General features: G+C 41.2%; 21 protein-coding genes and 2 pseudogenes. 6 read left to right on the top strand and 17 right to left on the bottom strand.

The window, feature by feature from the left end:
• Positions 1-56 precede the first annotated feature (56 nt).
• Together N9I19_RS13440 and N9I19_RS13435 are read right to left on the bottom strand one after the other, a co-directional pair.
• Positions 57-908 carry an MBL fold metallo-hydrolase gene (locus N9I19_RS13440; protein WP_317778064.1) on the bottom strand — a complete coding sequence of 284 codons (852 nt, stop codon included), beginning with the start codon at positions 906-908 and terminating at the stop codon, positions 57-59.
• Between the two features lie 162 nt (positions 909-1,070).
• A complete protein-coding gene (locus tag N9I19_RS13435) occupies positions 1,071-2,501 on the bottom strand; it encodes a phospholipase D-like domain-containing protein (protein ID WP_317778063.1) in 1,431 nt (476 codons plus the stop codon).
• Positions 2,502-3,061: 560 nt separating this feature from the next.
• Between N9I19_RS13435 and N9I19_RS13430 the strand changes: the two genes are divergently transcribed.
• Complete coding sequence (locus tag N9I19_RS13430) at positions 3,062-3,508, top strand: hypothetical protein (RefSeq protein ID WP_089363838.1); 447 nt, start codon at positions 3,062-3,064, stop codon at positions 3,506-3,508.
• 598 nt (positions 3,509-4,106) lie between these two features.
• Here N9I19_RS13430 and N9I19_RS13425 read toward each other — a convergent pair.
• From N9I19_RS13425 to N9I19_RS13400, 6 genes are all read right to left on the bottom strand, one after another.
• A complete protein-coding gene (locus tag N9I19_RS13425) occupies positions 4,107-4,670 on the bottom strand; it encodes a peptidoglycan-binding domain-containing protein (RefSeq protein ID WP_375166207.1) in 564 nt (187 codons plus the stop codon).
• A gap of 357 nt (positions 4,671-5,027) precedes the next feature.
• Positions 5,028-5,258: an FbpB family small basic protein gene (locus N9I19_RS13420; protein ID WP_317778062.1), complete on the bottom strand. Its 231-nt coding sequence runs from the start codon at positions 5,256-5,258 to the stop codon at positions 5,028-5,030.
• Positions 5,251-5,418 (bottom strand): Fur-regulated basic protein FbpA, encoded by a 168-nt coding sequence (locus N9I19_RS13415; protein WP_317778061.1) that lies wholly within the window; start codon positions 5,416-5,418, stop codon positions 5,251-5,253. The genes N9I19_RS13420 and N9I19_RS13415 overlap by 8 nt, the downstream gene beginning before the upstream one ends.
• A 469-nt stretch (positions 5,419-5,887) precedes the next feature.
• On the bottom strand, positions 5,888-6,490 hold the full coding sequence (locus N9I19_RS13410) for a nitroreductase family protein (RefSeq protein ID WP_317778060.1): 603 nt from the start codon (positions 6,488-6,490) through the stop codon (positions 5,888-5,890).
• A gap of 69 nt (positions 6,491-6,559) precedes the next feature.
• Positions 6,560-7,210 carry a DsbA family oxidoreductase gene (locus N9I19_RS13405; protein ID WP_317778059.1) on the bottom strand — a complete coding sequence of 217 codons (651 nt, stop codon included), beginning with the start codon at positions 7,208-7,210 and terminating at the stop codon, positions 6,560-6,562.
• Positions 7,211-7,499: 289 nt separating this feature from the next.
• Positions 7,500-10,535 carry an efflux RND transporter permease subunit gene (locus tag N9I19_RS13400; protein ID WP_317778058.1) on the bottom strand — a complete coding sequence of 1,012 codons (3,036 nt, stop codon included), beginning with the start codon at positions 10,533-10,535 and terminating at the stop codon, positions 7,500-7,502.
• A 792-nt stretch (positions 10,536-11,327) separates the two neighbouring features.
• Between N9I19_RS13400 and N9I19_RS13395 the strand changes: the two are divergent.
• Positions 11,328-11,732: pseudogene (locus N9I19_RS13395) on the top strand (IS5/IS1182 family transposase); the annotation flags it as partial.
• A 143-nt stretch (positions 11,733-11,875) separates the two neighbouring features.
• Here the strand turns inward: N9I19_RS13395 and N9I19_RS13390 are convergent.
• Together N9I19_RS13390 and N9I19_RS13385 are read right to left on the bottom strand one after the other, a co-directional pair.
• A complete protein-coding gene (locus tag N9I19_RS13390) occupies positions 11,876-12,574 on the bottom strand; it encodes a polysaccharide deacetylase family protein (protein ID WP_317778057.1) in 699 nt (232 codons plus the stop codon).
• 102 nt (positions 12,575-12,676) lie between these two features.
• A complete protein-coding gene (locus tag N9I19_RS13385) occupies positions 12,677-13,126 on the bottom strand; it encodes an ASCH domain-containing protein (RefSeq protein ID WP_317778056.1) in 450 nt (149 codons plus the stop codon).
• Between the two features lie 410 nt (positions 13,127-13,536).
• Between N9I19_RS13385 and N9I19_RS13380 the strand changes: the two genes are divergently transcribed.
• Positions 13,537-15,543, top strand: coding sequence for a serine hydrolase domain-containing protein (locus tag N9I19_RS13380; RefSeq protein WP_317778055.1), 2,007 nt, complete (start codon positions 13,537-13,539; stop codon positions 15,541-15,543).
• 155 nt (positions 15,544-15,698) lie between these two features.
• Here N9I19_RS13380 and N9I19_RS13375 read toward each other — a convergent pair.
• The 6 genes and pseudogenes from N9I19_RS13375 to kdgD all read right to left on the bottom strand — a co-directional run bounded on the left by N9I19_RS13375 (position 15,699) and on the right by kdgD (position 21,356).
• A pseudogene (locus tag N9I19_RS13375) lies at positions 15,699-16,161 on the bottom strand (VOC family protein).
• Positions 16,162-16,224: 63 nt separating this feature from the next.
• Entirely contained in the window at positions 16,225-16,536 is a 312-nt protein-coding gene (locus tag N9I19_RS13370; protein ID WP_125160361.1) for a hypothetical protein, read from the bottom strand.
• A gap of 149 nt (positions 16,537-16,685) precedes the next feature.
• The gene (locus N9I19_RS13365; protein WP_284469863.1) at positions 16,686-17,138 is read right to left on the bottom strand and encodes a GNAT family N-acetyltransferase; all 453 of its coding nucleotides are present in this window, start codon (positions 17,136-17,138) and stop codon (positions 16,686-16,688) included.
• 181 nt (positions 17,139-17,319) lie between these two features.
• On the bottom strand, positions 17,320-18,855 hold the full coding sequence (gene garD / locus N9I19_RS13360; protein ID WP_317778054.1) for a galactarate dehydratase: 1,536 nt from the start codon (positions 18,853-18,855) through the stop codon (positions 17,320-17,322).
• A gap of 87 nt (positions 18,856-18,942) precedes the next feature.
• Entirely contained in the window at positions 18,943-20,406 is a 1,464-nt protein-coding gene (gene gucD, locus N9I19_RS13355; RefSeq protein WP_317778053.1) for an alpha-ketoglutaric semialdehyde dehydrogenase GucD, read from the bottom strand.
• Positions 20,407-20,423: 17 nt separating this feature from the next.
• Entirely contained in the window at positions 20,424-21,356 is a 933-nt protein-coding gene (gene kdgD / locus N9I19_RS13350; protein WP_089364080.1) for a 5-dehydro-4-deoxyglucarate dehydratase, read from the bottom strand.
• 314 nt (positions 21,357-21,670) lie between these two features.
• Here kdgD and N9I19_RS13345 point away from each other — a divergent pair, with 314 nt between their 5' ends.
• The 3 genes from N9I19_RS13345 to N9I19_RS13335 all read left to right on the top strand — a co-directional run bounded on the left by N9I19_RS13345 (position 21,671) and on the right by N9I19_RS13335 (position 25,284).
• The gene (locus N9I19_RS13345; RefSeq protein WP_317778052.1) at positions 21,671-23,032 is read left to right on the top strand and encodes an MFS transporter; all 1,362 of its coding nucleotides are present in this window, start codon (positions 21,671-21,673) and stop codon (positions 23,030-23,032) included.
• Between the two features lie 31 nt (positions 23,033-23,063).
• Positions 23,064-24,422 (top strand): glucarate dehydratase, encoded by a 1,359-nt coding sequence (gene gudD, locus N9I19_RS13340; RefSeq protein ID WP_317778051.1) that lies wholly within the window; start codon positions 23,064-23,066, stop codon positions 24,420-24,422.
• A gap of 160 nt (positions 24,423-24,582) precedes the next feature.
• Positions 24,583-25,284 (top strand): FadR/GntR family transcriptional regulator, encoded by a 702-nt coding sequence (locus N9I19_RS13335; protein WP_061464596.1) that lies wholly within the window; start codon positions 24,583-24,585, stop codon positions 25,282-25,284.
• 375 nt (positions 25,285-25,659) lie between these two features.
• On the opposite strand, the gene N9I19_RS13330 is transcribed toward N9I19_RS13335, so the two are convergent.
• Positions 25,660-26,418 (bottom strand): SDR family oxidoreductase, encoded by a 759-nt coding sequence (locus tag N9I19_RS13330; RefSeq protein ID WP_284469858.1) that lies wholly within the window; start codon positions 26,416-26,418, stop codon positions 25,660-25,662.
• Positions 26,419-26,534 lie beyond the last annotated feature (116 nt).

Genomic DNA, 26,534 nt, shown 5'->3' with positions numbered 1-26,534 from the left:
ATACCCTACCCGCGGAACTTTTTGTGTACACTTCAATTGGCTTTTCATTTCATTGGTCACTCAACATATCCATTTACAAAAAATCCAATCGTTTCGAGCTCCTCTTCAGTTAAATCCCGTTTTAACCCTTTAGCCAATTCCTGCTCCATTAATGCTCGATTTCCCCGATGGTCGACCACGGTTCTGGCACATTCCTTCATTAGTTTAAGCTCCGCCTCCATTTCCAGTCTCGTGCAGGGAAGATCATGATGGGAGAGTATATATGTATCGGCATCATAGGCTTCAATTTTCTTAACGAGCAGCGAGGCCTTTTCAGCCGTATAATTCCATTTTTCGGCATAAAGATTGGCATAAAAGCAGTCTCCCAGAAATAATGTTTTTTCCTCTGGAACATATATGATGCAGGAGTCTTTGGCATGATCGCCGCCTACATGTTCGATTACACATGTTACATTGCCGAGATCGATTGTCACCTTTTTTTCAAAGATAATATCGGGCAGGGGCAGGGAAATCTTTCTATTTGTCCCATGTTCCAATTTAATTGCATCGGCGCAAAAGGAAATCTCCGTCCCTTCTTCGACCCGTTGATCAAGGGCCTGATCTTCCCATGAAAGCTGCTGCATATCTTTAATATTGTTGTATGTTTTTTCATGACAAATGACCGGAATCCCGATATTCTCCAGTCCGAATACATGGTCCCAGTGAGAATGGGTAAGTACAAGGAAATTCCCGTTTAGATCATTCCGTAGCAATTCGTCCTTAAAGAGCTGTGCATGCTGGACGGAGTTACCGGCATCGATGATGAGCGTTTTCTTGGTTCCGGAAACGGCAGCAAGTACCGGCCGATCCGTTTCCTGGACTGGAGGCAGGTAGACGATATGTTTCGATAGATGCTGTAAGGTTTGCATGTTTCTGTTCTCCTTCGGATAATGGATGATATCTCCAAGATTGTTTAGCTTTCCTCAATTATAGCAAATTGCACATTTGTTAATTAGTCAATGATCCATTTTAAACGGATTTCCTCCGTAAAAAGACAACAATCGCTGAGATTGCTGTCTTTTGGTCATCATTCAAATGAACCTCTTCCAATATACCGTTATTTTCGAAAGGGCATTTAAAAAGGTCGCTTTAAAGAAAGATTTTTCCTTTTTCTGATCTTCAGGTGGTTCTATATATCTTTTATTTTCCGCGACGAGTGTACTACCCGAGATTTTTGACTCGATGGCCCCTATCAATTGCGTTGCAAAATTTTCACTATCAATTATCACCATCGATTCTGTATTTAAAAAGGCAGATCGCGAATCCAGATTGAAGGAACCGACTGCACTTAATCGCTGATCATATACAGCCGATTTACCATGCAATGAATAAAGCTTTGAATATTCATATAGCTTTGCCCCTGTCTCGACGATACTATCCCTAAGTGCTAAGTAACCGGAAAAAGCGATCACATTCGGGGTTGATGTCACCGAGTTGGTAAGTATGGTCCAATCAGCTTTTGAATTCATATTCTTTGGTACATATTCCTTCATGGGACCCGTAGGAACAATATAGGGACTCTGGATAAATACCGATTTATTGGCGTTCGCAGCAATGTCCACTAGAGATCTCCACACAAAAGGGTGTTTATTGAAACGTTCGATTGGATTATAAATGAAGGACACTTTTTTTGTAGGTGTTGTAGACTTGCTCCAATCGATGGCCGGATTAACGAAATCGGCATTAGTTTGCATAGCTTTGCTGTATTGATTAAATAATGTATCTCTGACGCGTTTTCCTTGTGCCTTTTGCCTTTTCGAAAGATCCGCAAAGACTTTGCTTGTATACGGATGAGTCCATAATTCATGTATATATGCCTTCATTTCAACGATTACACTATCTTTCTCCTGTTCAGCATTGAAAATGAGTACATCCCGGTCATAGACATAATTTTTGGGCGCGTTTTTTGCTAAATACTTATCGGCGATATTCCTGCCTCCGATGATGCCTAACTTTCCATCTGTAGTGATTATCTTGTCATGGAGGCGGTTATGCCAGGTCCAGGGCTTAAATGGCTTAAAGGTTTCGTAGTACCTTAATTCAATGTTTTCATGCAATGCCAGTGCATAACGGACACCGCTTAATTGACCTCTAAGTCCATGAGAAATTCCATCCAGAAGGATTCTAACCTTGACACCGCGGTCAGCAGCTTCGAACAAGGCTCCAAGAATAAGTTCACATGATTTTCCTTTTCCAAAAGCGTAGTAGGCAATATCGATTGAGTGCTGTGCTTCCTGGATCATTCGCATGCGGGCGAGTCCCGATTCATAACCATCTTCGAGAAGCAGGACACGATCCACGGTGGAATCCTTCTCTCCCAAATATGCACTTATATGTTTAATCGGCCTATCTTCTTCTTTTTCCTTGAGGAAGTAGAAAAGGACCACTGCCGTCACCACTACATACAGGAAATATAATAGAAGAACGAGCAGAAATCCTTTAATCATCGTTTGTGCAGTCATGGCACTCTCCCCCTTTACCCGATATTTTATTACTATTCGTAATAAGTACGGACTCTATTCAACATCTTCAAGCTTAAATAAATCCTCCAAAGAATAAGCCCTCTGGCTTGTTAGCCTTGAGGGTTCCAGACTGTAGACAAACTTGAACTGCCCCGTAAATGTTAGACACCAAACTAACATTTAGGGGGTGTTTTTTTATGGCTTGTACAATTTGGATGTTGATTTCCGCTCAAGAAACTCGCTTTCCGCGGGCGGTCGGGGAGCCTCCTCGGCTTGCGCCTGCGGGGTCTCCCCTAGACGCACTTTTCCCGCAGGAGTCTCGCACCTTCCGTTCGAAACACTTTGTTTTAACATTTAGATGGAACCCCTTTTGCCTATAAACTAAAACCCTCTGTAGTTAGCCAGAGGGTTTATTTCATTTCCAATAGTGAACCATTTCCCTGTCTTAGGACTGAAAGGATGATCCTGGGTGGAACTTGGAGCATTTATTTTTCTTTTAAATGTGACAAAGTGGTGAACATGTTAGCAGCTGCATACTATTATATAGAAGGAGGGATTTTATGCTTAAACAACCTGATGGAATAAGCATCTTCAATTACTGTTTTGCCTTAGGTGTGTCAGAGGTGTTCTTTTTATCCAGCTTTTATCTTTCCATTCTTGACGTTTCATTATTTGCTATTGCCTTACCATTTTCCGCTTTATTTCTAATATTCTCTTTGTACCTGTTCCTCCGAACGCACAAATCCGTAAAGAATTTACCCAATCAAGAAGAACGAAGAAGGGAAATTCATGCGTTCTATCATCAGTCTTTCGGGATTTTCACGATCATTTTTTCCGTCCTACTTTTTACTGCTTTAGCCTATATTCCCTTACTAGAAAACGGAGGGCATTTCTATCTTCTTTATTGTGTACCGATGGCATTACTTTGTTTAATTCCTTCGATTATATCTTATAAAGGAATGAAATTATTCAAACTGGAAACTGACAGGAATTTAACGAAAATCTAAACTGATTATACATGCCCCAAAGTGGATTTGCTTGGATCCATAAGCTTTAGGGGTTTTTTTATGATTCCATCGCTAGGAAATGTAGTGTCAGCTTATTATGTATAAATCATCATCTTGATAGAACATCAAGAAATGAATTCTCCATCATTGAATCTTCGTTATGCTCTTTCCATGTTTTTTAGTTGAATGTATAGGTAAAATGAGGATATAATAAAGATAACTAACATATATAAAAAAAAGACACTGGTTAAACCAGCGTCTTAATGAACAGCAAACTGCATAAAGAGCAGCGGCTTTCTGTGGTAAGTCAGTAGCTACTCAATCATGAAAGTAACCCTTTTCCTACATACATCTGGCCGGATGGTATGGAGGGGGTTACTTTTTTAATGTAACCGCGATTACTGCGACGATTAAAGAGGCGAATGAAATCATTAGCATCAGTCCGTCCATAATAGAAATCACCAGCGACACCCCCTTTCTGAAAAGGAGTGACCGCTGCCCACTATACCAAATTGCTGTTCATTTCTTATTATATCTGTATTTACTTGTTATTTATAGCAAAATATAGATGTAGAGAATTTTTTGCATGTATATGCCTTTATTCTTCCACTACACGGCCATCTTTATAAATGTGGAACCACCCAATCGTTCCTGAGCCGCCTTGATCCATCCAATCTTTATTTGCTGCTTTATATTTGTAATATGATTTTCTTTTGCCATCTTTCAGCAACCTGCCATCACCGCTGAAAACGATATTGTTACCCAGCTTTTTTTTACCTAACGCGATCGCGTCTTTCTCTGTAAACTGTTTTCTTTCTACTTTATTTTCGTCTAAAGCTGCCCATGTCAACGGGCCAACGATACCATCCGAGGCCAAATTATGATCCACCTGAAACTCTCTTACGACATTTTGTGTTTGGGTACCAAAAATCCCATCAACGCCTACAATATATTTAACATCTTTAAGGCTTTGCTGTAGATCTCTTACATAACTAGAACGGGAGCCTTTCCGGAGGGTCGGGCGCGTTTCCGCTTTCGTTTCGATTTTCTCGGTTTGATTGTCTTTTGATGCTGCGTGGGTAATTGAAGTTCCCGTTCCTAGAGGGGCCATCATCAATGCAACGGCTGGAAAAATGACCAATAATTTTTTCTTCAACGTCATATAACCTCCATTCAAATATACACTCCTGCAGAATCTGACTTTCTTTCCTTTGGAGCCCATTCATTATAACGTAAGAGGTCATTCGATTGACGTTTTATTACTTTAATTATAAAAAATGGTAAATAATATCCACGGTGTGCATTTCAAAAAGTCAGCATATCATGGAAACCCCGATTCTTGAATAAAACCAAAATAATCCCCTAAAGGGGATTATTTCAGACTGTAGACAAACTCGATGAAAATCGAGTTTGTCTATTTTTTATGAGTTGTACAATTTGGCCGTTGATTTGAACGTAAGGCACTCGCTTTCCGCGGGCGGTCGGGGAGCCTCCTCGGCTTTCGCCTGCGGGGTCTCCCCTAGACACGCTTTTCTAAGCAGGAGTCTCGTTCACCCGCTCCAATCAACTTTGTTTTAACAATTAGATATAACCGCTTTGAACTGCCCCGTAAATGTTTACTTCCCTTTTTTTCATTGATGGCTTTTTGATCGATTTTTGTATAGATGCGTTCCACTTCAATTTTGTCATGCAGCAGAAGTTCCCGGTTTTCTTTTAGCAGTTCATCATAAGATTTCTTTCTCCTAGACATTTTTTAATTCACCTCTCAAGTGATTGAATTCCTTTTGCAGGACAACAACCGGAAGCTCGTATAGTTGTTTATTATATTTTTTAAAAATCCCGAATTTTAGAAGTTCTTGTATAAGTTCCTCTTTTTTTGCTTCTCCCTTTGTACTTAATTGGGTAATCATCAAGGACCCTCCTTAACAAAAATGCTGACTTTTGGTATTTGGGGTTGCCTAGCATCCCACTTGAAGAATCTCCTCTTCTTCCTATTGCTTCCCCATATAAGGGCATGCTCTGCAAAGTCTTCACATTTCCTTACTTGTTCGTATGTAGGGCTTTCCTGGTGCATTTTCAATACTCGATCAAATACACCAAATCCACATTGCTATTACCTAATCCACTATAGTTGAAAATGATTCTCATTGTCAATTATATACCTCTGCTAATTATATGAAGGATGAACATCAGGAATGGATATTTCCATAAAAAGTAAAACCTTCCCTATATCTTTAATGAGGCCGGAACTTTAACATTCAGCTTTAAAAAAAAGCCCGTTTTCACTCATTAAGAGTAAACAGGCTTTTTGTAAGTCTACTATCCCAAACATGTACTAGCTTGAACTGCTTTTCTTTATGAATATCTTAAATCTTTGTATTAATAAAATTTCACAATATCTTCAAATGCCAGGAACGTCTTTTCTCCTGGTTGTTCATTGGGCTCACCAAATGGCATTTGAGCTATCAATGACCATTCCCCTGGAATATCCCAAGTTTTCTTCACTTCTTCATCAATGATCGGATTATAGTGTTGTATTGATGACCCAATGCCTTCCGCTGATAAAGTCATCCATATTGCATACTGCAACATAGCACTTCCTTGATGGGACCAATATGGAAACTGTTCTTTATATGATGGTGCTTTTTCTTGCATTTGCTTTATCGTTTCTTGATTTTCAAAGAATAGGATTGTGCCCACTCCATCACGAAATCCTTGTAATCGTTCGACAGTTGCCGCAAAACTCTCTTCTGGAACGCGCGAACGAAGTGTTTCTTTTACGATATCCCAAAACTTTTCATGTTCGTCATTCATCACTACCACCACTCGTCCACTTTGCATATTAAATGAAGTTGGTGCATGTAAAGCGGTTTTTAAAACTTCATTAATTCTTTCTTTCGTAATATTTTCATTCTTTTTCACCTTACGGATCGAACGGCGATTGATGATTGCTTCTTTTAAATTTGTTGTAGTTGCTGACATTTTGATTCCTCCAAATTATGTTTAATTTAATATGATAGATTGATATTTATTTAATAGCTCAGAACGTTATTAGCAATTCCCCTTACTATCGCATTGCAAGCCATCAAATTCATTCAGTTTATTTTTTGCTGCTTCCTTCTCTATGACTTGCGCTAACCTTTCTTTGCTAGCGAGTCCTTGGATCACTTCATCACCAATGATAAATGTTGGAACAGCCCTAATATCCGCTTCTTCATAGGCATGTTTTAGTGCTTCTTGATGCACTTCACGATACTTCCGTGACACTAACGCTTCTCTAAAAGCACCCTCGGAAAGATCAACTTCACCTGCTAATTTTGTCAATACTTCAATATCTTCAATATTTTGTTCCTCTTGAAAAAATGCTGTAAAAACTCTGTCATGGAACTCATTACCTTTTCCGTGCTCCTTTGCAAACTGGCACCCTTCGAACGCCAAATGTGTATATGGGTGCGGAGAAACACGGGGTAGACGCATTTCAATCCCTAGTTTTTTCGCAACAGGAAGAATATAAGAATCCCATGAACTCAACTTATCAGGTTCTTTCCATGGATCAATTTTCGAATATGGACTAGGACGCAGTTCAAATGGCATCCACTCCACTTCTACATCTTTTTCCTTCACGATTTCGTCTAAAGGACCTTTGCCCAAAAAACAAAATGGACATATAAAATCAGAATACGCTTTAATTTTCACTGTCATATGATATTCCCTCACTTTTTATCATTAGCTCCCATTTGTAACCAAGTTAGTTACAATAAAGAGTAAAAAAATATGCTTTCTCTAAATATAGAATGCACTGGATTTAGTAGTACGTAATTGAGTGCTGCTTGCGGTTGTACTGTTATGTGTTTTACCTTGCTGTAATCATTTTAGTTACAGGTGATATATAAGTCAAGCATTATTTTAAAAAAGCTTTAAATCGAAATGCAAGAAAAAAAGTTTGCAGAGGAAGTGAATCTTTCTCTGCAAACTTTTTTATTAAGCACCCTTACATCTCAATGTGTTCTTTGACGGGTTCTCTCTTTTTCTTTCTCTGTTTTTTCGACTTTTTAAAGTATAGCAATTCGTATATACATGGAATGACGATGAGTGTGAGCAGTGTTGATACAGCTAACCCGCCAATGACAACGATTGCTAAGCTTTGTGAAACAAGACTTCCCGTTTCCGCCTTTTTATATAAAAGAGGCAGCATGGCGCAAATGGTTGCTACAGCCGTCATAATGATCGGACGGAATCTCGTAGCTGTCGCTTCAACGATCGCATCTCGGATAATCATTTTTTCTTCGTTTTGCTTGACTCGATCGAGAAGCACAATAGCATTTGTCACCACAATTCCAATTAACATGAGCGCACCCAACAGTGCTGTAATATCCACTGGAATACGACTGATTACCAATCCTAACACTGCTCCGATCGCAGCGAACGGCAATGAAAATAAAATGGCGATCGGTGCTTTAATTGATTTAAAGGTTAAAACCATGATCAGAAAGACGATGCCTATCGAAATTAACATCGTAAGGAACAAATCGGTAAAATCATCTGCTTGCTGGGCACTGGCTCCCCCAATATAAATATCTACATCCTTCGGAATCTTAAGCCCCTTGGTCTCCTTGTCTCCAAATATCTCAAGATTTATTTTGCTAGCAATATCAGAAAGTTTGGCAGGATCGACCGTTGCCGTTAATTGAAGATACGTTTCTCCGTCTTTATGGAACTGGGTTGTTGCACTCTCCTCGCTCTTTAATGAAGCAACTTTCGATACCGGGACTAAACCGCCATCTGTCATTATAGGTATATTCTTTAAATCCTTTGGTTTTTTAGGATCTAAGATTGGTTCAAGGACTACAGGTGTCTGCTTATCCGCAAGCGTGATATTGCCGATTGGGGTTTTATTAAGCATGATACCAAGTTGTTGACCTATTTGTTCTGTGTTGCCTTTAGCCGGATCTACCTTGAATGAATAAATGGTTTTCTTTTCGTCCTGGTTCGTTGTAACATCTTCAATCCCTTTAATATCTTGAATTTTTCCTTTGATCTTATTAGCCGTCAGCTCCAAATCTTCCGCACTGCTGCCAATTACATCTATCGTAATGTTCGTCTTTGAAGCCCCCATCATAAATGAAGATGCGGTGGTCGTAAGCTTCGCACCAGGATAGTTTTCTTTTTGCTTTTCGATTTCCTCCAAGATGGTATCTATGTTTGCTTTATCCTTCACTAAGAGACCGAATGTAGCTTCTGTAGGTGATGTGACTGCGCCGTATTGAGCACTTTCGGCAGAGTTTCCTAATTGCATGAACACATTATCCACATCACTCATATCCTGCATTTTCTCTTCGAGTTCTATCGCCTTTTCTTTTACTTTATCAAAGGGCTGATCATTTGGATAAGTCAACGTCACTGAGACATAGTCAGCTGAAGAATTGTCAATCGCCCCTTTTGGCATGGCAAAATATGTACCAATGGAACCGACAAACAACAGCAACGCAACAATCAGGACAACCCATTTATGGTTTAATGACCAAGTAACCAGCTTGGTAAAACGCTTAGCTGGTCGATGTTTTGGCAGCTTCGCTCTTTTCAGCAATCCCGCACTCATTAAAGGAACAACCGTTAATGCGACAATTAAAGAAGCCAGCAATGAATAAGTGACCGTTAAAGCGAAAGGAAGCAGAAACTCTTGAAGCCCTCCGTTCAATAAAGCTACAGGCAAGAAAACGGCTACAGTAGTAAGGGTTGAAGCTGTTATCGCCACTCCTACCTCTTTTATTGCCTCCATCACCAATTGGATGGAAATCTTCTCCTGCTGCATTTTCCGGAAAATATTTTCAATAACAACAATACTATCGTCCACTAAGCGCCCAATGGCTACAGCGACACCGCCTAGCGTTAAAATATTCAGCGTCACCCCCGACAATGACAGCAAGAATAACGTAAAGCCAAGAGATAGCGGTATGGACACGATTGTAATAAATGTAGACCGTATATTTCGTAAAAAGACCATGATCACAATGGTGGCGAATAGCGCACCTAGCAGCACTTCTTTTACCATCGTCTGAACAGAAGTCTCCACCATATCAGCTGTAGATAAATAGATGGTCGATTTCTGGTCACTATACTTTTCATTGATTTCTTTTGCTGTTTTTTCAACCTCTTTACTGATTGTGACAGCATTTGATTGGCTGTCCTTGATAATGCTAATATCAATGCTTTCTTTTCCATTAAAACGACTGATGAGATTACCATCTTTCGCTTCATCAACTTTCGCAATCTCTCCAAGTGTGACATTTGGAGTGACCTTTAACGCTTTTAATTTTTCAATACTTGTTAAATCCCCGATAACCTTAATGTTACTAGCCTTCCCATCGATCACTTTTTCGCCTACGGCTAGAGCTGTATTCTGACCGTTAAGGACATTCATGACATCTTGGATCGAAACTTTCTTTTTAGCCAATTGTTCATTATCCACTTTGACTGAAAGAACAGATTGGGAAATTCCAAATGTCTGTACATCCGAAACTCCTTTAATATCTTTATACAGAGGCTCTAATTCCTTCTTCGCAAAGTCTATATTTTCAGCTGTTAATCCGTCCTTAAAAGTAACAGCTATAAATGAAATGGGAATCATTGATGTATTTAGCTGTGTAACAGTCGGTTTTGCCATGCTTTGTGGCAATGCTACATTGTCTAAAGCCTCTTTAACATCAAGTTTTGCTTGTTTCATATCCGATCCGGATTCAAAGAATAGATCTACTTTTGAAAACCCATCTCCCGTTGTGGAGTATATTGAGCTCTTTCCCTTAACTCCAGTGACTGCTCTTTCAATCGGATCTGTAACTTGTGCTTCCATCGTTTTCGAATCGGTGCCCTGCCCCATCGTGATAATCGTAACTTGTGGATTATCAGCAGATGGTAAAAATTCCATCGGCAGTTTGAAATAACTAACAACACCTATCAACAAAATAAATATGGTTACCAATGATACGGCAGCCTTGTTCTTAAATGACCACTTAGTAAAAAATTCCACGCACACATCTCCCCTGATTGTAAATTAAAGAAAATAATTCCATTTTTAATATTACCATATATTACTATTTAAAGTGTATAAAAATTATAACTTTTTACCCAGAATTTGCGAGACATGGCAGGGCCTTTCGCTCCACATAAAAAAGGGCTGCCGCAGCAACCTCAATTATCAAAACTTTATTACTTGTAACCTTTTAAAAAAAGCATAATGATCGCCAATATGATAAGACAGATAAATAATAAAGGTCCGATGCCTGAACTATACACGAAGTATACAGTGATATTGCGGAAAGCCATCACAACAAGGAATAGGAGTAACAGGATCCCTAAAATAATGATCAGAGCGGTATTTTTATTCCGATACAACGTAACCAGCCCCATTTTTAAAGCTTTATTTGCACGAAAGCATGCCCCACAACATCATTCCGTTAAGAAACAATATGCCGCCAACATTTTGTACTATTCAGTATTTCGTTAAATACCTTCCAGTAGCGAGAAAATAAAAAAGGGGTGTACAATTTGAACGTTGATTAGATAGGGCACTCGCTTTCCGCGGGCGGTCCGCCCTCGGCTTGCGCCTGCGGGGTCTCCCCTAGACACGCTTTTCCCGCAGGAGTCTCGAACACCCGCTCCAATCACTTTGTTTTAACATTTAGATGGAACCCCTTTTGCTAGAAGGATTAAAACTTGAGGACATAAGGATGCTTTTTAAACATGATTCTATTAAGCGAGATCAACTTGAAATGATTACTTTAGATCAACTGATCCAGCGAACCATTTGGTTCGTAAAATGGAGGCCGCCATTGTGTTGGGGACAATTGTAACAATTGGAAATACGCATGATAGACACATCTTAGAGCCACTTGTTGGACAAGTAATTGAAAAAGTTGGGAAACCAGAAGCTGCTGCTGCAGATGCAGCTTATAAAACACCGGCGATTACAAGCTATCTATTTGGTCATAAAATAACACCGGCTTTACCGTATTCACGTCCTCGAACAAAAGAAGGATTCTTCTGCAAACATGACTATGTTTACGATGAACATTTTGATTGTTACCTTTGCCCATCGGACGAGATTTTAAAGTACTCAACAATGAATAAAGAGGGCTATCTCGAGTACAAATCACCAAAACACATTTGTGTGACCTGTCCATTTTTATCAAAGTGTACCGAAAGTAAAGGCCATGAAAGGACCTTGCCATGTCCAATTGGCCATCTTCTTTATATTCATGGCAGGGAATTTCAAAAGGGGTTCGGAATGTTTTAATTCCGAACCCCTTTTGTCTACAAACTGAAAGGGTTGCCGCAGCAACCCTTTTTCCCGAAACTGTAAAAATGAACCTACAACTCTTGAAGTTCATTGATCGTTAAAAACGTATACCCTTCGTTCGTTAACTCTTGTATTATCCCTTCAATCGCTTGAAGTTCTTTACCCGTATCATCATACATCGGATGCATCAGGATGATCGAACCTGGTTTTATATTTTCCTTCACATACTTCACTTTATCAGAAGCTGAAGTGTAATAGCTATCTGGTTCCAGATTCCAGGTAATGGTTTCTCTATCATTTTTATTTAAGTAATATGGCAAGCCAACGATCTTTTTCCCATTTGATGGCCGAACGTCAATTTCACCCTTATATCCGGAGTTTTGAATTAATTTATCCGTTTTCTCGATTTCCGCTTTGATATAGGAGGGCGATTTAAAAACCATTCGCCTGTGGGAATACGTGTGATTCCCAATCTGGTGTCCGGCTTCCGCTATTTTCCCAGCTTCCTCTGGGTACTTTTCGATTTCGTTACCAATCAGGAAGAATGTAGCTTTTACATCGTATTTATCCAATAACGGCAGGATCTGATTTACATTCTTCGATGGACCATCATCAAAAGTCAAAGCGACCACTTTTTGATCCGTCTCTACCTTATCGGTTAATCCTCCGAATACCTGATATGTTCTCGAATTCATCAATTTATACGTACCCAGCAATAGCAGGAAAACAACCAGGATTCCCAACCCAATGAATCTCAGTTTCTTTTTCATGACTATGACCTATCTTTCTAAAAGTTTTTAAATTCATGACTTATTATAGCAAATCACTGAACGAAAAAACTTATTGCTCTCTTCCGAACGAACCGTCCACATTCACTTTACATGGATCAATTCAAAACGCTCACACACCAGCAACATATCTTCTTTAAAGGTTTGGCCTATTTTGTCCAGTGCTTCTTTCAACCATTTTTCATGTGCATCCCACCAGTATGTATATGTTCGATCTCCTTCCCCTTCTGCAATCGCAAACTCTGCACTCACTTCATTCATCGGCAATACTTCGACCTTCACTGTTTGGATGATGGCTAAGGGCTTATCTTCGCTACTTAAAATAATGCTGTAATCACCCACGGATGGTAATGGTTCATTTTCCTCTTCATAAAAAACATAACCAGAGCAAGTAGCCGTTTTTATCCCATCTATCACTAATTGAGCCAAATGATCGGGATCAGCCCCGAATTGCCACGCACTGACTGACTGAGGTTTTTCTTCACCTTTCCCTTGCCAAAATTCATTCCAATATAATTCCGCTTTAACATTCATTCTATGATCTCTCCATCCTATTTTGTCCTATTTAAAGGCTGAACCGCTGCTTTTAAGAGAAATGCAGAAATGATCAAGTCACGCATGATTCGCCTCTTCATGTTCTCAACTAAGTCACCATTCTAAATCGCCTAATATCGGATTCACCAGTTTCATAATGTCATATGATACTTCAAACCCCTTGGAGTAACTGGATCAAAACAAAAATCCCCCTAAAAAACATGTTACATTACTTAGCTGTTATTACTAATGTTGTAACAATTTTTGATAAAAGAGTGACAAAAGGTAACTTGTGTATATGACAAGCGATTTGTGATACTCGGTTAGATCCATTCATGATGCAGCCTTAAGGTCAATCATGAATGGGAGATGACTAGTAAATTAAATCGATTAATAAAGGAGAAAAAAACATGAAAACGAAAACACGTAATTTAGGGCTTGCCTGTCTATTATTATCTGCCACCACTTTTACTGCTTGCACCGCAATTAACAATGTCCCAACCGAATCAGTAGAATCTCAAAAACCAGTAAAAAAGATAAGTACGAACGGCCCCCAAGATGCTAAAGAAGTAGAATCGTTCATGAATTCGGTGCTTGTCGATAAGATGGGGAAATACAATGTGAATGGCTCCAATTTTGTAGTTGTCAAAGATGGGAAGGTCCTGTTAAACAAAGGCTATGGTTATGCTGATAAGGATAAGAAAATACCAGTGGATAAGGATACCGTCTTTCAAATCGCTTCCGTTTCAAAGACCTTTACAGGCTTGGCAGCGATGCAGCTTGCTGATAAAGGCGCGATTGACCTGAACCATGATATTCATGAATATTTAGATGGCTTGAAAGTACCCAATAAAACAGGAACTCCACTGACCATGTTTAATTTGCTTACCTATACAAGTGGTGTAGATCTGCCTGATATTACTACATATACCTCACCTGACTATATAAACCAGGAAATTCCGATGAAAGAGTTTCTTAAAGAGCATATGCCGACTGTAGTTCGAACACCTGGAGAATCGTATACCTATGATAACTTTGCCTTTTTATTGGCTGGCTATGCGATAGAAAACGTAAGCGGCCTTAGATTCGATCAATATATGGAAAAGAATATATTCAAGCCATTGGAAATGAGCTCGACAAGTACCCGTTTCACCCCTGAACTACTCGATAGGATGGCTGTACACTATGATGATAAAGGCACGCCACATCCAACTTCCGGTCATGCACCGACAGATGGGCCACAGGGCAGCATTCTTTCTACGGGAGATGATATGGCTAAGTATTTAACCATGTTTCAGCAGCAAGGTAAATTTAAAGGGAAGGAAATTATCAGTGAAAAATCGTTAGAGCAAATGCAATCCTATCAGGTGTTTGCAGATAAGACTCTGCCCATGACAACTGTCGGAGGATTCGAAGGATTCTTCAACGATTTAATGAAGGGTCACCATGTGATTCTAAAAGGCGGAAGCATGCCTGGACATCAATCGTTAATTGCATTATTGCCGAAAAGCAATACCGCCTTTTACATGTCGTATAACAATGATTCCATGATGAGTATAGAAGTATTTGAAGAGTTTATGGATCACTATTTCCCAGAAAAAAAGAAGCCAAAGAAATCCACTTACACGCCTTTAAGCAGTAAAGAAGCCGCTAAATATGTTGGATTATACCAGAACACCCGCTTCCATTTCTTAAAATACAGGTTCACCTATAAGAACGGTAGCTTGTTGCTGGAGGCAGGGCCCTCAGGCAAGCACACCTTGAAGATGGTTCATCCCCTGTTGTTTGAAGATGAAGCTGGAAATAAATTAGCGTTCAAGAAAGATCATCAGAATCGGATTAAATACTTCTATTACACAAGTTCAACAGGTTTGGATTTTATTGCCGATGCACAAAAAATGCCTACAAAGAAGCCTTTCTCAGATGTACCGCATGACAGTTTGTATAAGACACATATCGACAATCTGTATGCATTCGACATATTCAAGACTCAACCAGACAACCGCTTCCATCCGGAAGGTATCATGACACAGGGAGAGTTTGCAGATTTACTTCTTCGTGCACATGGTTGGTTTGGTTTTCCCGATGATATTGAGAAGAATAAAGCGAAAATAATTTCCGGCATTCCTAATTTTAACCGCAATACTGTCATTACAAGACAAACAGCAGCAGTCATGATTCAAAATCTAAAGCAAATCCAACCCGCTCCAAAGGTCAAAATAACTGGAAAAACCGATAAATGGGCGATTGAAGCTACTCAAGCGCTTGTATCACAAGGAATTATTGATCCCGATATTAAACCCAAGGCAGATGGTTCTATAGATTTCCGTTCAAAACAGCCTTTACTTCGTCAAGAAGCTAGTGCATTGCTTGATAAGGCATTTGGTTACTATACACTGCCCCTCAAAATCAAGTAACCAAATGGCCCAACAGAAATACTGCCAGCACCTAGTCATGAATGGACTCTCAATTAAATAATCTGCCAAAAGCCATGAATATCAAAAAGGTAAGCATGGCTTTTGATTTACCTTAACGATAACAAGAAAAACATGTAGCTCTCACAACCGTCAATTCAGCTGTCATTCGCTTTTTTCGCTTCTGTATTCATTTGTTCCCAATCACTTAAATACATACGTTTCATGATTTTTTTAGGATTTTCCAGTTTACTAATAAATTCTAAACTGTTGCCGTCTGGATCATTAAAGTGAATTTTAGCGTGCGCATATTCCCCATGAGGCATGACGAAAGGTTCAATTGGTGCAAATCCAAAAGCCTCTATCTTCAAGCCATACGACTGAGCTCTTTAAATCTTCCAATAATACTTCAAAAGCTATATGCCTGATGGAAGGATGATACTCAACCTCCACTTTTTCCGTTTCCCAAAGCCCCAACCAACTTTTATCCTTTTCAATCCATAGAAAAGCCAGGTTGTCTTCAACCTTATGATCCAACTGCAAACCAAGCCCTTCATAGAATTCATTGGAACGATTCAAATCACGAACCGGTAAATGTGCTTCATATAAACCTCTTATCATTCAATACCACCCTTTTTTCGTCAGATCGAAACCATCCTGATTCAATCCCTTTATCCTATTGTTCTACGGGGCAAATTCAATTTCACCCGTTAATAACAAAGTGATGACGATAACCCAAAATATAAAGAAAGACGAAGAAAAAACCAAAGAAATAATAGGAATCACTCTTTTCTCCGTTTTCTTCAAAATACCTATGATAGAAAGGACGATACCGGTAATCGTAAGGAAAAATGTTATATAATCATCAGCCAGGCTCCCGATATTTGCAACTCTAATAGGTGTAACAAAAACTATAAAAAAGCAAATAATTCCAATGACGAATGAAATAAAACTAATTACACCGTACCTCTTCTGAATAAATGCATCGTTTTCCATCAATCCACCCTTTCATGATCGTAATTTAAATATTTTTTCTCCATAAAAATTATCTCACAAATAATTTTAACATATAATACCAATCGGTAGTTGTGCACAAAAAAGGTTGCCGCAGCAACCTTCCCGATGACAGGATAAAAAACGTTGAATTAAAGCTTCATTTTCATACCCTCATGAGTAGCTTTGAATCCTAAACGTTCATAAAAACGCAGCGTTTCTTCCCGCTTTTTATCTGTCGTCAGCTGAATGATATGGCACCCCCGCTCCTTTGCACGCTCAATCGCATATAGAATCAACTTGCTTCCTATTCCTTTCCCCCGCTCTGAAGATGCAGTCCGAACCCCTTCTATCGTAGCTCTCCAACCTCCTTGATGGGTAATATAAGGAGTGAACGTGATTTGCTGCACCCCAACGATATCCTCACCAAGACATGCTACGATCAATTCATTATTCCCATCTGCATCAATGGATGCAAATGCTTTTAGATAGCTTTCAGGAAGGGGATTTTCATAGCGTTCCCTTTCCCTCCCCAATACATCATCCGCCAGCATCCGTACTATTTCACTTAAGTCTTTTACTGTCGCATTCCTGAATGTGACCATAATATCCCTCCTGTTCAGTATCGCCCTTTTTTTCGTCATGATGGAAACCAATCTTTCATTAATAACTTCAACTAAAAGTTAGGCGGTCCTCTTTTCTGGAGGAAAAATAATGACGGCTTTAAAAATTGGACCAACAAAAAAAGGCCCCCTTTAAAAGGAAGTCCTTCTAAGTAAATCATTATTAGGTAATTGGCGCAGGATTGAAAAGTACCAAATCATTATACAGGCCCCAATGCTCTGCCCAGGTTTTCTTTTTACCGCTGGCCACTTCCAAAATGAGGTGAAATATTTCCCACCCGACATCCTCTATGGTTGCCTCACCTGTAGCGATAGTTCCTGCATTTATATCAATGAGATCTTTCCATTGCTCGGTCAATGTATTTCGTGTAGATACTTTGATGACGGAAGCCATTGCCAGATTATAAGGTGTGCCCCTTCCAGTTGTAAAAACTTGAAGGTGCATGCCGGAAGCGAGCTGCAGCGTTCCGCAAACAAAGTCACTAGCTGGTGTAGCTGCAAAAATCAGCCCTTTTTCTGTTGCTTTTTCACCCGGAGCCAGTACGCCTGAAATGGGGCTGCCTCCGGATTTGGCAATGGAGCCTAATGATTTTTCCACTACATTGGCCAATCCGCCTTTTTTGTTTCCTGGTGACGGATTGGCACTTCGATCGGCATCACCTAAAGCAAGGTAGTTATCATACCAGTCCATTTCCTTTATTAACGCTCTCCCCACTTCTTCATTCACTGCACGGGGCGTCAATAGATGAATCGCATCCCGCACTTCTGTGACTTCAGAGAATAAAACGGTTGCCCCTGCCCTAACTAACAGATCTGTAGCATATCCTACTGCAGGGTTAGCTGTCACACCAGAAAATGCATCACTTCCTCCACACTGCGTACCGATGACCAATTCGGAAACCGGAAACGTCTCCCGTTGCCTGCGGTTCAACTTGATTAAACGTTCCTCGGCCATTTCCATCATGGATTGGACCATTCCCGCAAATCCCTGCTGATCCTGAAGTGAAATGATATCTGAATCGTCCCCGCTTGGATTTATTCTCATTGGAGACAGTTTTTCACACCCCAATCCAACTACCAAGGCTTCCCCGCCGAAATTCGGGTGTTTCGCAAGGTTCTGTATCGTGCGAATGGGAATAATTGCTTCCGGTGCATTGATTGCGACGCCGCACCCATAGTTGTGATTGATGGCGACAACATCATCAACATTGGGATACTTCGGGAGAAGCTCTTTTTTTATCCGGTTCACGACGAAATCCAGAACGCCCACTACACATTGAACGCTTGTTGTAATGCCTAATATATTCTTGGTTCCAACACTGCCATCTTCATTGCGGAATCCTTGGAATGTATATCCTTCAAGCGGGGGTAAAGTTTCGGGTATATCATTTGCTACCGGCAATTCCTTTAAATCCGGAGAAGCCGGAAGCATCACCAGTGTCTCGTCAATCCAGCAGCCCTTACTGATTGATTCAGCCGCATAACCGATAACTTCCCCATAGCGGATGATGGCTTCATTCTCGACTATATCCATTAAAGCCACTTTGTGGCCTTGTGGTACTCTTTCTTTCAATTCAAGCCCACAAGGGAAAACGGTTCCTTGATCCAAGCCCCCCGTATTAACCACGATGGCGACATTGTCCATCCTATTAACCTTAATATAAAGCGGTACCTCCGTCAGTTGCGTTTTTGTATCCACTTTACCACTCCTTCATTCTAAAAAAGCTAACAACATCACTAAAAATACACGAGATGGTTCTTCAGCTAAAATATCTGTTTCAGACACTTATTTTACAAACACCGTTTTAATGGATGTAAAAAACTCTTTTGCTGCTTCTCCTTGTTCCCTGGAGTGGGAGCTGGAGTTTTTCATGCCGCCAAATGGTGCCTGCAATTCAACGCCTGCGCTCTCAGCGTTGACCCTGATCAATCCGGCTTCCATATCGTTAACAAATGAAAGCAAATGTTGGATATTGGCAGTAAAAATCGAAGCACTCAGGCCGTATTCGACGCTGTTCGCAAGTTGCAGGGCTTCTTCGACTGATTCAGCTTTCAATAAAGCAATCACCGGACCAAAAATTTCTTCCTGTACGATTGCCATATCTGACGTGCAGTTATCAAAGATCGTAGGCTCTACATAAAAGCCATTAGCCTGAGTGCCTTCTTCAGCACGCTTTCCGCCAGTTAGAAGTGTAGCGCCTTCCTCGACTCCTTTTTCGATATAGGAAAGAACCGTTTTTAATTGATTTTCGCTAGCGCATGGTCCCATCCATGTCCCGCTGTCCAATCCATCCCCGATGGAAATGCCTTTCGTTTCTTTCACCAGCAACTGCTTGAACTCTTCATAAACTTCAGCTGCAACGATGACACGGCTTGTCGCGGTACATTTTTGCCCCGTCGAACGAAACGCGCCTGTAATGACTGCTTCTACAGCCAGATTAAGATCCGCATCCGCTGCAACGATTACCGGGTTTTTCCCGCCCATTTCAAGCTGGTATTTCGCTCCTCGTGCTAACGCCGCTTGTCCAATCCTTTTTCCAACGCCGTTTGAGCCGGTAAAGGTAATTCCGTTTACATCTTCGTGATCGGCGATGCCCTGCCCGATGACACTGCCCGGCCCTGTGACCATATTGATAACACCCTCAGGTAAACCAGCTTCTTCAAAACACTCCATGATCTTCGCACAGGTGATGGCCGTCTCTGTGGCTGGCTTCACCACAATCGTATTCCCATAAACGAGAGCAGGAGCCATCTTCCAGATCGGGATGGCGATTGGGAAATTCCAAGGTGTAATGACGCCCACTACACCAAGCGGGACGCGCGTCGTGAACATAAGCGCTGAACTGTCGGTGGATGGAATGACATCCCCCACTTTACGCATTCCTTCTCCTGCATAGTATTTCAGGATCGCAATACCGCGTGCCGTTTCCCCTTTTGTTTCTGCAAAGGTCTTACCCATTTCACGTGTTGCACATTCTGCGATTTCATCAATCCGCTTTTCAAGAATATGGGCTACTTTATATAGATACTCCCCGCGCTCTGATCCGGCTAGTTTGCGCCATTTGTCTTTCGCCTTTTTCGCAGCTTCTACTGCACGATTCAAGTCATCCTCGTTAGATTTTTGTACATATCCGACAATGGCCTGTTTATCGGCTGGGTTTAAACTTTTTTCAACTTCTTTTGAAATGGAAGCAACCCATTCACCGTTAATATAGTTAAGATACGTTTTTGTTTGAACTGTAGTTATCATATATAATCCCGCCCTTATTAGATTGATTGAATGGGTGTTTCTTTTGGAAAACGATCTAAAGCATTCTCTAATATCGTTTGCATTGCTGCATAATGTTCTTTTTCCACCGGAAGAATCGGTAATCTGACTGTTTGGCCAACCGGCATTCCCATAATCTCCATACCTGCTTTAATGAGAGAAACGGCATACCCTTTTCGCTGACGGCGAATATTGTTGATTGGCATGATGACCTGTTGGTAAATTTCTTTGACCGTTTCTTGATCTCCGCTCAGAATGCCATTATAGAATTTCCGTGAGATGTGCGGGATGTAATTGGATATCGCCGATGAGTAAGAGTCAAAGCCAAGTGGAACGTAGGCCGACATGGTAACTTCCGCAAGCGGCATTCCGTTCAGCCAGCCAAAACGGTTTCCGAAGGTTTGTGTAAGGAGTCCATTCAACTCCATATTGCCTAGACCGTCTTTGACACCGACCACCTGCGGGACCTCCGCAAGTGCTTCCAAAGTTGGTATTGAAAGTGAAACATTATCACGCTGATATACTATGGAATTTAAGTCTGTACTCTCTGCGATAGCTTTGAAATAAGCCGCCAGACCTGCCTGTTCTCCAGTAACAAGATATGGAGGTAATATTAAATATCCGTCTGCCCCTCTATCCGCTGATATTCTTGCAAGTTCCAGAGAAGTTTGAATATTTCCTCCTACACCTGTGTATACAGGGACTTTTCCACCCGTTACGGATACGGCCACCTCTACCATCACTTCATATTCCTCTTTACTTAACGATGGATACTCTGCTGCCGCACATGCCACGAAAATAGCCTCGAGTCCCTCATCTATTAGAAATTGGATATTTTGTGCGAGTGCTTGTTCATCAAGCTTATTACTTGTTGTGAATGGTGCCACGGGAAATCCGAGAATCCCTTTAGGTGCCTTGCGAATTTTATTCATTATCTATTCCTCCTTGCTTATTATTGTTTTATTGTAAGACAAATACACCGTCTGGTCAATCGTATATTTTTTATTTTCTGAAAAATCAAACATCACTTCATCCCACAATAATTTCGCTTCTAATATATACAAAAAAACAAGATAATTAAGGAGCTAAAAATGAAAAACGATATTAAAAAAAGACATTGACAAACAATTTTATTTGTCTTACCATTGGACAAAACTAAATATTAGGAATTTTCACAAAGGAGGAAACAGCTAACATTGTAAGCGGTATCAATAAAAAAATAAAATACTTTTAAGGGAGTGAGTATATGAACGCTGGAGAAAAAGTTTTTCAAGAATCTCCTATATTGCCGAATGCTCAGAAAAAAACACGGACACGATGGTTTATTGTATTTATGCTCTTTCTGGTTACCGCTCTGAATTATGCAGATCGTGCGACGCTATCAATCGCAGGTACGGACATGTCTGGTCAGCTTGGTCTCGATTCAGTCATGATGGGCTATGTTTTCTCCGCTTTTGCATGGTCCTACGTAGCTGGACAAATTCCGGGTGGATGGCTTTTGGACCGTTTTGGCTCAAAAAAAGTTTACTTTTGGAGTATCACGCTATGGTCTACCTTTACGCTTTTACAAGGATTTATCGGATTTTTCGGTTCTGCCGGAACGGCTGTCATGGTATTGTTCGGACTGCGTTTTTTAGTTGGATTGGCAGAGGCTCCTTCCTTCCCGGCCAACAGCCGCATCGTTGCTACCTGGTTCCCAAGCCATGAACGCGGAACCGCGGCAGCCACTTTCAATTCAGCCCAGTATTTTGCAACCGTTCTCTTTGCACCGATCATGGGTTACATTACGTATAAATTTGGTTGGGAATACGTCTTCTTCTTTATGGGCGCCTTGGGAATCATCGTCGCTTTCTTCTGGATGAAAGCGATATATGGCCCAAAGGAACATCCGCGCATCAACAAAGCTGAGCTTGAATATATCGAAGCAGGCGGCGCTTTGATCAATATGGATCAAACCACTGCAAATAAGGAGGAAAAGAAAGGCGTCAACTGGAATCATATTAAGCAGCTTTTATCAAACCGTATGCTGTTAGGTGTTTATCTCGGACAATATTGCATTACAACGTTAACGTACTTTTTCCTTACATGGTTTCCTGTGTACCTTGTACAAGAAAGAGGCATGACCATTCTTCAAGTTGGACTCGTCGCTTCCCTTCCAGCCATTTGTGGATTTTTTGGCGGCATTCTCGGAGGGACATTCTCGGATTTCTTGTTACGGAAGGGATTCTCATTGACTGTCGCCCGAAAATTGCCAATCGTTGTTGGGATGCTTCTATCGATGAGCTTGGTAGCTGCAAACTATGTAGATACGGAATGGGTGGTCATATTCGTTATGGCCCTAGCGTTTTTCGGTAAAGGCTTTGGGGCACTCGGCTGGGCGGTAGTGGCCGATACCTCACCAAAGGAAATGTCCGGTGTCAGTGGCGGGCTTTTCAATACATTCGGTAACATTGCAGGCATTACAACACCGATCATCATCGGATACATCATTGCCACGACAGGATCATTTAATGGGGCGCTAGTCTTCGTATGTGCCAATGCTCTTGTCGCAATCTGCAGCTATTTATTCCTTGTTGGTGAAATTAAACGTGTAGAGTTAAAATCATAGTTATCTAAATATTCTGTCAGGGGGAAGAAATATGAACAATCAAATGCTTAAGGATCATGTAAAAATCGGCACACCGGTCATTTCAGAAATGAGCGTTATTCCAGTTGCAGGACATGATGGCATGCTGCTGAACTTGAGCGGTGCCCATGCTCCTTATTTCACCCGGAACATTGTCATTCTGAAAGACAATGCGGGTAATACTGGTGTAGGTGAAGTTCCTGGAGGCGAAAAAATTCGTCAGACACTCGAAGATGCCAAACAATTGGTTGTCGGCCAGTCCATTGGGACATACAACAACATTCTGAATACCATCCGTAAGCAGTTCGCGGACCGGGATGCGGGAGGGCGCGGGCTTCAGACGTTCGATCTCCGTATAGCCATCCATGCCGTAACAGCATTGGAAGCGGCACTTCTAGATTTAGTCGGCCAATATTTAGGTGTTCCAGTTGCAGCCCTTCTCGGCGAAGGACAGCAGCGTGATAGGGTGGAAATGCTGGGCTACTTATTTTATGTAGGTGACCGCAATAAAACGGACCTTGGTTATTTAAGCGAGCCTGAAGCGGAAGATGACTGGATTCGCCTCCGTCATGAGGAAGCGCTCACACCTGAAGCGATTGTCCGCTTGGCAGAAGCCGCCCACTCTCGCTATGGATTCAATGATTTTAAACTGAAAGGCGGGGTTTTGCGCGGGGAAGAAGAAATCGAAGCGGTGACGGCACTTGCGGAGCGCTTCCCTGAAGCCAGGATCACCCTTGACCCAAATGGCGGCTGGCTGCTTAAGGATGCGATTGAACTTTGCCGGGATCAACATCATGTTTTAGCCTATGCGGAAGATCCATGCGGAGCGGAAAATGGTTTTTCCGCCCGGGAAATCATGACGGAATTCAGGCGCGCAACGGGCCTTCCCACCGCTACTAATATGATTGCAACGGACTGGAGGCAAATGGGGCACTCCATTCAGCTTCAATCCGTGGACATCCCTCTTGCCGATCCGCATTTTTGGACGATGCAAGGCTCCGTCCGTGTCGCTCAAATGTGCAATGACTGGGGATTGACATGGGGATCACACTCGAATAATCACTTTGACATTTCGCTTGCCATGTTTACACACGTTGCTGCAGCCGCACCAGGAAAAGTCACTGCAATCGATACCCACTGGATTTGGCAGGATGGGCAGCGTTTGACGAAAGAACCTTTTAAAATTGTCGGCGGAATGGTCGATGTACCTTCCAAGCCCGGACTTGGAATTGAAGTGGATATGGAACAAATCGAGAAGGCACATCAGCTTTATAAACAAAAAGGACTTGGTGCCCGTGATGATTCAATGGCGATGCAATACCTGATTTCAGGATGGGAGTTCAATCCAAAATCACCTTGCCTTGTCAGATGATTTTTTCCAACAATGCGTGCGTCTCTCTCTTTAGAGCGGCGCATTTTACTTTTTTGGGGCATAGATCTTCTCTTCCTCACATGCAAATAAGTGTATTATATTATATAATTAGTCTTACAGTATGAATACATATAGGGTTTAACAGAAAAGGGGTTACACAATGGAAGAATCGTCAAAGAAATTAGGCGTACAATCGGTACATCGCAACACTCTTTCACAACAAGTCGTGGATCAAATCGTGCATCTGCTCGTCACCGGACAAATGAAAGCGGGCGACAAACTGCCTCCTGAAATGGAACTTATGAAAGAACTTGAAGTAAGCCGGCCTGTTTTACGGGAGGCACTCAGTGCACTTGATACACTAGGAGTCATTACACGAAAAACACGTGAAGGAACCTTTTTTAACGATAAAATCGGTACACATCCATTCTCTGTCATGCTGGCACTGGCTACGAATAATTTACCAGCGATCATCGAAGCGCGAATGGCATTGGAGTTGGGACTGGTGACAATGGCTGCCGAGAAAATCACAGACGAACAGCTGGAGAAACTGCAAGTTACGATTGACACGATTGCCAATAGTGAAGACAACGATTATGGAGAGGCCGATAAAGAATTCCACAAGATCATTGCTTTAAGTGCAAACAATCCCATTATTGAAGGGATGATCGATTCCTTATTGATTACCCATAATAAAATAAATAGCCTGATACAATTCAGGGAACGGGAACTGACTGTAAAGTATCATAAAGCCATCTATGCGGCACTTGCAGCGCATGATCCACATGAAGCATTCAGTCAAATGTACAAGCACCTTGATTACGTCCGTCAGAAAGTCCTTCAATATTCTCACGCAAATTAATATATCGTTTGTGTGGAGGATGGAAGTAATCGCAGCAAACTAATGGATCACTCAATGATCCAATTTCATAGGAAAGTGGATTTTTCAGGGAACCTATTTTGCTTCCAAGATTTCAGAGTTCAACTTATCTTTTAAATCCAATTGATTGCATAATTTTTTTAAAAAAACTGGATAGTAGTTGAACTATCCAGCCCCCGCTTATCCACTTTCGATTGAAATGAAAATGTTCCCCGATGAAGTCGATACCTTCCTCTTGCGAATTGTTGGCTGACCACAATCACCATCCAAAGCTCCACTCAAAAAAAAGTGCATCCCTGCTAGCAGGAATGCATGTATCAGTCCCAAGTTCTGACCATCCTCTTTTTAATTTACTGCTTAATATGCACTCCAACCAGCATCTGCGGTGATGACAGTACCATTTACAAAGCTTGAATCGTCAGAAGCAAGGAACAATGCCACTTTAGCAATTTCTTCAGGTTTACCATTGCGTGGATTGATCGCCATCCCCAGTTGTTGGCGAGAGGCGCCAAACTTATTGATATTCGTCATGCTGGAACCAATATTGGTTTCAACTCCACCTGGTGCTATTGCATTACAGCGAATGCCTTTTTCTGCATACATGAAGCCCGTGTTTTTTGTGAATCCAACCACCGCATGTTTAGAGGCAGTGTATGCTGCGCCAGCTCGGGCACCATATAAACCGCCAGCAGAAGCAATATTGATGATCACTCCTTTTTGTTTTTCTAAAAAGATTGGTAAAACCTTTCTAGTCGAACGCATGACGCTTGTCGTGTTAATTGCAAAAATCCGATCCCATCCAGAATCCTCAATATCCCCGGCAGGTTCCATGCCATCCATGATACCCGCGTTATTCACCAAAATATCCACTGTACCATACGTACTAACCGTAGTATCGATCAAATGTTGAATATCACCCTCCACCGCTACGTTCGTTTTAATGGCAAAGGCCATTCCGCCATTCTCTTTTATTTCCTCTACCGTTGCGTTCGCACCATCAAGATTTAAATCCGATACGACGACTTTAGCCCCTTCTCTAGCATAATCTATAGCAATTTGTTTCCCCATACCTGATGCTGCGCCTGTCACTACTGCAACCTTGTCCTGTAATTTCATTTAAACTCCCCCATTTATCTATTCTAATGAAGTGATGCCTATTGTACAGATGTTCATTAACTATCTTCCTTTATAGTATAATTAGTTTCAGTAGGCTTATACAATCAGCAAATGCT

The sequence above is a fragment of the Peribacillus sp. CSMR9 genome (assembly GCF_033141925.1).
Classification (GTDB): domain Bacteria; phylum Bacillota; class Bacilli; order Bacillales; family DSM-1321; genus Peribacillus; species Peribacillus simplex_A.
The sequence above is the reverse complement of the archived record's forward strand: the minus strand, read 5'-3'. Positions and strand labels throughout refer to the sequence as shown.